The following is an 8731-nucleotide window of genomic DNA, read 5'->3' as shown; positions in this document are numbered from 1 at the left end:
CATCCATAAAATATTTGTCATGCGTCCCCTCAGTTTTTGAAGACGGGAAGAAGTCTCTCGTAAATTTCACAAACCAATTATTTTTACTTAACCCTTTTCTGTCCTCGTTCTTGCCTATTAGTCTTAGTCCATCTACAAAATTCCCAACCCATCCCTTATTTATCATTTTCTGCATATTATCCTCCCGAAAGATGTCCATCTTCTTCACGCTATCCTGACAATCATACATCTCCTTTATCCAGGAAGGTAGCACATCTTCCACACACCGCACAATATCAATGTATTTACCCCCGCCTTTTTGTGTGTAAAACAGAAAAATCAACCTCACAACATCCTCCTTATCCTTAACAATCTCTTCTAAATAATCTTCTTCGCTTAAAAGACCGTCAACATACTCCTTATCCTTGTAATAAGTCACAATATCGTAAAATTCGTCAAACAACTCTCCAAATATGATTTTTGGTATTACATAATACTCACATCCGAAGAAATTAAATCCCTTCTTTGGAAAAGATAAATTATCATCTAAAAATCTTTTTCCTGTTTCTAAGGTTCTCGCACAATACTCGCAAATAGGTATCTCCTTCCAATGATTTTCTTGAATAAAATTTGGTGAAAATCCCCGCTTATCAGCGGTAGAGAACGACAGCCCAAAACCTGAGCTTCTTAATGAAGGAAGCACAAAACCGTAAATTTCTCCACTATTCCCGCATAAATAGCAAATTCCTTCACCTCTTGATTCACCAATTGAATCCAAAAAGTAATAACTCCTAACAGTGTCTTGAACCAAGACATTCTTGAATACGTAAATTTCTCCTATGTATTTTTCATTCCCATTTTCTTCCAATTTTAAAGTAATTAGGACATTTCTCCTCTCCTCTTTAGGTATCCCTTTATAGCGTTCAATTAGCTTTCTTTCTATCTTATCTCTATTCTTTTCTAACTCTTCCGCTATCATCCTGAACAGTGCTTCATCTTTATCCTTAAACCATCTCGCAATCTTATTCCTGAAAGTCTTCTCAACTTTATCGGTAATTAACGCTGAAGGTAGAGTATCAATTCCTCTTGAAGAGCCCCCTCGATAAAGATATAATGATGCCTTTCTTGGATCATACTCTTCTTGAATAATGCTTTTGTAGGAAAAACCTCTTGCCGTATGTTGAAAAACTATGCATAAAACCTGTTTCGTATTTTTGTCCAATTTCACTCTATCCACAAATGTCTCAATATCACCTAATCCCTCCCGCTTCTTGACATAATCCCCCAATTCCTTTATCGCATCCAGCATCTTCTTACCAATCCTGTCTTTTGTATTAACCACATATAAAGATACCGTGATTGTGAAAAACTGTGTAGTGTAATCTCGTGGTTAGTGGTTAGTGGTTAGCCGTTAGCCAACCCCTCAAAAATGAACGTTCACCTCACCGGATTCACGAACCCGAACCCCATGCTGTTCTTCTCTCCGAGCCCGCACTCCATCAGAAACCAGTAAAACCTCCTCATCTCTTCGCTTATCTCAAACTTCTCCAGCAAATACCACACACTACCTATTATTATGAACTCCTTGCCACCTTTCACATTCTTCACTGCAACCTCTTTATTGAACCTCAACCTGTCGAACAACGGCTCTTCATCTTCAATCGTCAGCTTCTCACCGTAAAACGCCTCATACTTCTTCACCGCATTATCCTTCAACCTCGCAAGAAAGAAATCGAGGTCGCCATCTCGTCGAAAAGAGTAGTAAAGATTCCTTCGACTGTCTTTGTAAAGCACTATCGGACTGCCCGAGATAAACTGATTTTTGAGTGGCACTTTCACTTTCTTCACTTCCTCTATTCTTACCTTATGAGCACCGATATGCGCATCCTTCTTCGCTCGTACCCCTTCAAACAACCGCCCCATCAGCCCCGCATTCGGCGATGACACGATAAAACGCTTCGCTTCCCCCTCCACAAAATCACCACCCGGAAACATGTCGGAGAAGCAGAAGAACTTGAACCGCTTCGCTGAATGAAAGTTCGCATCCTCCTCCACATCTCTCAGGCATTCGTATATAAATCCCTGAATCGTGTGCTTATACACCACATCCGCTGAGAAATCCTCCGAAGGTTCTATCTTAATTATCAATCGCATTTATTGGGCACTTAAATTTGACCTTTAGATATAGCCACATGTAAATATTATATTTTTACTATCATTCTTATAATAATATAGCATATAGCCCATAGCGCATAGCCCGGTGGTGTAGTGGTCAAGCATGTGAGACTCTGGATCTCACGACCTCGGTTCGAATCCGTGCCGGGCTATACTATACTTATACTATGCTTATACTATTACAATTTAATCTCAATTTATGTGGTTATAGTTATATTAAACGAGCGAGAATGAAGATAAGAACGAGTAGCACGGAACTGAAGCATCTGCTGATAGCTTGGATTGCTATCTCCTTCGCATTCACCGTGCTCATCAAACGCTGGATGATTTTGAACCTGAGTTGGGCAAATGTATTCATTCTCTCCACTATTACAGTTGGCTCAGCCTTCATATTTCATGAACTGGCACATAAATTCGTCGCACAGAGCTATGGAAGCTGGTCAGAATTCAGAATGGAGCCGTTTATGCTCTTTATTGCGATACTACTACCCTTCTTCTTACCTTTCATCTTCGCAGCACCGGGTGCTGTCATGATATTCAATCCATATCTTACGCGTGAGGAGAGTGGAAAGATAGCACTGGCAGGACCGATGATGAACGTTGCGTTAGCAATGATGTTCTTACCCCTATTCTACTTCTCTCACGGCTTGTTCAGGTACGTGGGCTATTTCGGCATGTTCATAAACGCATGGCTTGCACTCTTTAATATGATTCCTATCAGCGTACTGGACGGTAAGAAGGTACTGGCATGGGACAGGAGAATATACACCTTTGCGCTCTTAATCGCCCTCTCTGTGCTGATATTGAATGAGCTGGTCGTGGTCTAGATCTAAATTGTAATTGCCAATTGCTTAACTCTTCAAAAACTCGTTTACCAGCCTTATCGCACACAAATCACCACAGATGGAGCATGCATCGCTCTCTGAGGGTCTGCTATTCCTTATCATGCGTGCTTCTTCGGGATTTATAGCGAGCTCAAACTGCCTCTCCCAATTGAGATTTTTACGTGCATACGCCATCTCCTTGTCACGCCGTTTCGCACGTGCACTTTGCTCCTCTTTTACAAGGTCTGCGACATGCGCCGCTATCTTCGTGACCACCGTGCCATCCTTTATATGCTGTATAGAAGGCAGTGCGAGATGCTCGGAGGGTGAGACCATGCATAGGAAGTCAGCGCCATACATACCTGCTACTGCGCCTCCTATCGCACTCACAATGTGGTCATACCCCGGTGCGATGTCAGTAACGAGCGGTCCAAGCAGGTAAAGCGGTGCGAAATCTGTTATATGCTTTATTGTCTTCACAGATGCTTCTATCTCATCCAGTGGTACATGCCCCGGACCCTCTACAATCACCTGCACACCTTCTTCTCGTGCGAGCGCAACGAGCTCACCGAGAATTATGTTCTCCATGTATTTCGCCCTGTCTGAAGCATCAGCGATGCAGCCTGGTCGCATACCATCACCAAGGCTCAGTGTTAACTCATATTCCTTCGCTATCTCCAGTAGGTAGTCATATTCCGCATAGAACGGATTCTCACACTCGTTATGAATCATCCATGCGACAAGGAAGGCACCTCCACGACTCACTACATCCAAAATGCGGTTGCACCTCTTCAACCGCTCAAGTGAGTTAAGATTCACGCCTGCATGGATAGTGACGAAATCAATACCGTCTTTCGCATGCTGCCGAACTGCATTGAACATATCATCAGAGGTCATATCCACAACCGCTCTCTCACCACGTTTACCCAGTGCCGCCTGATATATCGGTACTGTACCCACAGGCACATTCACTTCCTTCAATATCAGCCTGCGAACCTCATCGAGATCACCACCTGTTGAGAGGTCCATTATTGTATCTGCACCATATTTCACTGCTATCTTCGCTTTCTCCAGCTCCTCTCTCACGTTTACATAGTCCTTGGATGTCCCTACATTCACATTCACCTTCGTGCTCATGCCCTCGCCTATTGCCTTCAGCGCTATCCCATCCCCTCGCCTCACATTACACGGTATTACAACTCGACCGGAACGAATAAGCCGTTTTAATTTATCTTCACTGACTCCTTCCTCTAAAGCGACTTGCTTTAAATCCCTATCGCTTCCCATTTTTTGTTTTATTCTATAATAATATAGAACGCCTTTCTTTGTAATATCTTTTAGAGAGATGAAAGAAGAGGGAAATAAAAATAAAAAAATTAAAAACACACTCGATCTGCTTATTACCAATTTCCCGACCTATACGGAAACCCTTGGCATAGACCTTAAGGAACCCTCAGGCAGGTTCAGGTGGTTTTTGGCTTCTATATTATTCGGTGCGAGGATAAACGAGAAGATCGCTATACAGACGTATAAGGCATTTGAACGTCATGGGATAGATAGCCCGGATAAGGTCATTGCTGCCGGCTGGGACGAACTGGTGAAGATTCTGGATGAAGGCGGTTATGTTCGATACGACTTTTCAACAGCGACGAAGTTGCTCGAGATAGCGCATCGTATTAAAGATAAATATGGCACTCTCGATAACATTTATGAACAATCTACCTCAACAGAAGACCTTGAGTGCAGATTGATTGAATTCAAGGGCATTGGAAGAGTAACAGTGCAGATATTCCTGCGTGAGTTGCGTGGCATATGGCAGATAAACCCCGTAGTCTCGAATAGTGCGAGAATAGCTGCAGAGCATCTGGGCATAGATTTGAGCCAATTTTCATCCTCAGGTGAGCTACTGGCTAAGATTGAAGCTGCACTCGTTAAGCTCTTTATACGATACTGTAAGCGGCAGAGATGCGATAAATGCCCGCTACGGATAGTGTGCAAAGCGGCAGGGTAAGGATAAGGATAAGGATAAAGAGATGCAAAAAACGAGATATGAGTATGATGTGCTTGTTATAGGCGATGTCTTCTGTGATATAGCAACGAAGCCGATACGGGCATATCCGGAACGGGACAAACAGATAGGCTGTGAATTCATGCTCAGCATTGGCGGTCAGGCAGGTAACTGTGCAGCCGCTTGCGCTTCGCTCGGATTGAGGACTGCTATTATATGCAAGCTCAGCAATGATGTGCTATCAAACTGGCTATTATCGGAGCTGGAAAGGCTCGGTGTGGTTTGCATTGCCGCTATTTCAGAACGAAAGCCACACCCCGGGATAACAGTGAGCATAGCATTTGAAGATGGTAGCCGGTCTATGCTCACTGATAGGGGTGCGAATCAGGACCTCATGCGAGAAGATGTGGAAGCTGAACTTTTAGGACGTGCACGATTCGTTATGAGGGCAGGACATTGGAACACGGAAGGTTTATTCACAGTCAATAAGGATTTACTCAGGATAGCCAAATCCCACGATGCGTTCACGGGCGTTGATATCGGATGGAGTGCTTATCTTGGCTGGACAGCCAGTGCGAAACAGACCGTCTTTGAACTTCTACCTTTTACCGATTTCCTGTTCGTAAACGAGGCAGAGCTAAAGGAGCTATCAGCAGAGCAGTGGCAGGAGCAAGAGCAAAAGCAAGAGCGGGATATACTGGCAAGAGGATGCAGGAACGTGATCATTCACAGGGGTGCAAAGGGCTCTTCATGGATAAGCTCTGATTTCACGGTGAGCTCTCATTCTTTCAAAGTGAATGTGGTATCGCCAACAGGTGCAGGTGATGTCTTTAATGCTGGATTCATATACGCTTTTTTGGATGGTAAAGGAGCAGAAGAATGCCTTGAATTCGCCAATGCCTGCGCTGCACTCCATATAAGCAGAACAAGGTCTCGTAATGCATTTCCCAGACTGGATGAGTTAGAGTTACAGTTACAGGGTTTGAATAAGCAAAACCCCCTCTCCCTCTAATTATATGTTTATCACAATGCGGAAGCTATGTCTTATAAAAGTAAAAGAAGCAATCTCACAATCTCAAACAGAAGTGTGACAGCGACAGGGATGCCACGGGATAGAGATAGGGATAGGGCGAGGGTGGTGATGCTCGATTTCGGTGGGCAATACAGCCATCTCCATCTCCATCTTATAGCGAGGCGATGCACAGACCCGGGTGTATATACCGAATACCGAACTTCTACCTTTTGATATACCCTTAGAGGCGTTTAAAAAAGCAATAAGCGGTAAGGGTAAGGTCAGAGGCGTTATACTCTCTGGCAGACCCTTTAGCGTTCACGAGTCTGAGAGTCCATGATACAGTCCCGATATATTTACTTTGAATCTACCCTTCATCGGTATCTGTTATGGTGCACAGTTAATAATAGGCTATACAAAGAATTCACTCATAGCAGCATTCCGTATCCCCCTAAACATTTACAGGAGTGATAATAATAGCAAGAGCCACACAATCTATGCCTATGGCATTCAGTTCCATCCTGAGGTCCACCATACAGATAATGGTGATAAGCTCACGTGTATCTTCATTGATAATGGACTGCTACGGGCAGGCGAGGCAGAGGAAGTCCTGAATACCTTCAGAGTCGGGCTCAAACTGAAAATAGTATTCGTAAATGCGAGAGAGCGGTTTCTAAATGCTTTGCGGGGCATTAATGATGCAGAAGCGAAACGGAAAGTGATAGGTGTGCTCTTTAGAGATATTTGAAGAAGAGACAAAGAAAAGAGGTATGGATTTTATCGCTCAGGGCACTACACTATATATACCCGGATAGAATAGAGAGTGCCAATAAGGGATCTGTATAAGGACAAAGTGAGAGAAGTAGCAAAAGAGTTACAGAGGAGAAACTGCGAATATGCCGTGAAGCCTCATGGATAGTGGAGGAGGAATTGAAGTACAGAGGATGGTATGACTGTGTATGACAGGCATTTGCAATCGTCGGTGACGACCTCGCAACAGGGGCACTCGGAGATGCAAGGAACTTGGGTAGAATCGTCACAATAAGGGTGGTTACGTCCGTAGAGGCGATGACTGCTGACTTCGTGAAATTACCATATGAGGTGCTGGAGGATATAAGCAGACGAATAACAAATGAAGTCCGAGGTGTAACATAGGGCACCTATGCGATCTCTTCGAAGCCATCATCGACGATAGAGCCATGTTGAGATTTTTTTTCGTTTATTCCTGGGTGAGATCCACCTTCCGCTCGTAGGTCTGAACCCACATGCCCTTACTCTGTTCCCAGGGCTTACCAGTCTTATAAAAATTGAACTTCTTCATTGCTCGTTCGCATGGCTCGTTACCCGCAAGGATATTCACATAATTCACCTTGCACTTATTCGCCTTCGCGAACTCATAGAACTGCTCATACATCGCTGAAGCCACACCCTGGTCTCGATACTCAGGCAGGACTGCTTGCTGCTCGCCGAAACAACCCCTCTCTGTTATGGATGCTTTATATACACCCACCAGCTTACCATCTATGCGAACACCGAAGAAGAAATAGCCAGAATCCATCTCCTTCTTTATCTCTTCCTCACTCATCGCACGTTTCTCACGCCATTCCTTCGGGTACTCATACGCCTTAGGCCAGACCTCTTTATACAGCGCGGCGATATCCTTCGCATCCTCCTTACCGAGTTTTATTGCGCGGCGCTTCTCTCCCGTATATGCATCATTTACAACGCAGACGCCCATCTTATCCTATATAAAGATAGATTATTTTACCTTTTATAAATATCCTCTATCTATCTTTCATTCATAAACCTCTTTTGCATCTCCACCACCTCTTTACTGTCCCTTGCCCTGGAATATGCGAGTAACATCCCCTCATTCAACCTCAGAAATTCATTGCCCCACTTGAATTTGCTTAATATAGCTCGTGATTGTTCCCTCTCACCGAGTATGAACAGAGCAGCTGCGAACGCCTCCGCAGAACTCAGGATAAAGGGTTTACCATAGTTCGTTGGGTTCGATGCGATAAGATAAGGCAAAGCCCGCTTCCTTCTTCTCAACTTCCTGAAAATCGCCTCAAAAGTGCTTATCTCCTTCCAAGAACAATCGAAAACGGTTATACTGCTCGTAGATTCTCTATCTGCGGGTGAAAGCGCTATGCTAACAGTAGGAACGAGCAAAATCGTTTTATAGGGTATCATCCGCATCTTATTAACCGATCTTATCAAGCCTGCTCGTGCTAATTTCCGCGCTGTACACCTCTTAGGGTCACATTGCCCTGTATCGTAGGCATATAGTTGCATATATACAACAATAAAGTCGTATAACCTATATTCCGCACATATTGATATAAAGTACCTCAGAATTTAATTTTATACCCGGCTATAACACAGAATTTAAATGAGAATTATTTTATATGAATATCTATGTCAATGAATCTACTCTCCCCACTCGATTATAGTAGCAAGAACCTTGAGCACCCTGCCCTGGCATAGGGTATAGTAGCCACGGTATGCAAGGAAATCGGCCTCCTGGCAGACGAAATTGATAGGATCGTTGGTGTAGAACGCCAGAAAGTGACCTTGTGGCGAGGTAGTTTTTGCCATGGTCCTGAACGCTCTTCTCCTAGATTCGTAGACCGACCACTGTACCCATTCCCTGAGTTCAGGGGGACGAAACCGGTGGAGATATTGATCAATAAGCCTTCAAGGTGAGTACGAGCATGAAGAAGGCGACAT

At 44.0% G+C, this 8731-nt stretch carries 11 protein-coding genes and 1 tRNA gene; 7 read left to right on the top strand and 5 right to left on the bottom strand.

Features of this window, described 5'->3' with window-relative positions:
• The coding region (locus J7J01_06885) for a hypothetical protein (GenBank protein MCD6210596.1) at nucleotides 1-1288 on the bottom strand (1288 nt) is incomplete at its 3' end.
• Between the two features lie 128 nt (nucleotides 1289-1416).
• Nucleotides 1417-2133, bottom strand: a complete 717-nt coding sequence (gene cas6 / locus J7J01_06880; protein MCD6210595.1) for a CRISPR-associated endoribonuclease Cas6 — start codon at nucleotides 2131-2133, stop codon at nucleotides 1417-1419.
• A gap of 100 nt (nucleotides 2134-2233) precedes the next feature.
• Here cas6 and J7J01_06875 point away from each other — a divergent pair.
• Nucleotides 2234-2306, top strand: a tRNA-Gln gene (locus J7J01_06875).
• A 78-nt stretch (nucleotides 2307-2384) separates the two neighbouring features.
• Nucleotides 2385-2981, top strand: a complete 597-nt coding sequence (locus J7J01_06870; GenBank protein MCD6210594.1) for a site-2 protease family protein — start codon at nucleotides 2385-2387, stop codon at nucleotides 2979-2981.
• Between the two features lie 24 nt (nucleotides 2982-3005).
• Here the strand turns inward: J7J01_06870 and thiC are convergent, their stop codons facing one another.
• Entirely contained in the window at nucleotides 3006-4265 is a 1260-nt protein-coding gene (gene thiC / locus J7J01_06865; protein ID MCD6210593.1) for a phosphomethylpyrimidine synthase ThiC, read from the bottom strand.
• Nucleotides 4266-4323: 58 nt separating this feature from the next.
• On the opposite strand from thiC, the gene J7J01_06860 reads away from it, so the two are divergent.
• The 5 genes from J7J01_06860 to J7J01_06840 all read left to right on the top strand — a co-directional run bounded on the left by J7J01_06860 (nucleotide 4324) and on the right by J7J01_06840 (nucleotide 7153).
• Entirely contained in the window at nucleotides 4324-4989 is a 666-nt protein-coding gene (locus J7J01_06860; GenBank protein MCD6210592.1) for a hypothetical protein, read from the top strand.
• 22 nt (nucleotides 4990-5011) lie between these two features.
• The gene (locus J7J01_06855; protein MCD6210591.1) at nucleotides 5012-5998 is read left to right on the top strand and encodes a carbohydrate kinase family protein; all 987 of its coding nucleotides are present in this window, start codon (nucleotides 5012-5014) and stop codon (nucleotides 5996-5998) included.
• A gap of 27 nt (nucleotides 5999-6025) precedes the next feature.
• A complete protein-coding gene (locus tag J7J01_06850) occupies nucleotides 6026-6232 on the top strand; it encodes a hypothetical protein (GenBank protein MCD6210590.1) in 207 nt (68 codons plus the stop codon).
• Nucleotides 6233-6359: 127 nt separating this feature from the next.
• Complete coding sequence (locus J7J01_06845) at nucleotides 6360-6746, top strand: hypothetical protein (protein MCD6210589.1); 387 nt, start codon at nucleotides 6360-6362, stop codon at nucleotides 6744-6746.
• Nucleotides 6747-6973: 227 nt separating this feature from the next.
• The gene (locus J7J01_06840; GenBank protein ID MCD6210588.1) at nucleotides 6974-7153 is read left to right on the top strand and encodes a hypothetical protein; all 180 of its coding nucleotides are present in this window, start codon (nucleotides 6974-6976) and stop codon (nucleotides 7151-7153) included.
• A gap of 64 nt (nucleotides 7154-7217) precedes the next feature.
• On the opposite strand, the gene J7J01_06835 is transcribed toward J7J01_06840, so the two are convergent.
• Both J7J01_06835 and J7J01_06830 read right to left on the bottom strand, forming a co-directional pair.
• Nucleotides 7218-7736 carry a GNAT family N-acetyltransferase gene (locus J7J01_06835; GenBank protein ID MCD6210587.1) on the bottom strand — a complete coding sequence of 173 codons (519 nt, stop codon included), beginning with the start codon at nucleotides 7734-7736 and terminating at the stop codon, nucleotides 7218-7220.
• Between the two features lie 50 nt (nucleotides 7737-7786).
• A complete protein-coding gene (locus tag J7J01_06830) occupies nucleotides 7787-8296 on the bottom strand; it encodes a DUF367 family protein (GenBank protein MCD6210586.1) in 510 nt (169 codons plus the stop codon).
• Between the last annotated feature and the right edge of the window lie 435 nt (nucleotides 8297-8731).

The sequence above is a fragment of the Methanophagales archaeon genome (genome assembly GCA_021159465.1).
Lineage (GTDB): Archaea > Halobacteriota > Syntropharchaeia > Alkanophagales > Methanospirareceae > G60ANME1.
The sequence above is the reverse complement of the archived record's forward strand: the minus strand, read 5'-3'. Positions and strand labels throughout refer to the sequence as shown.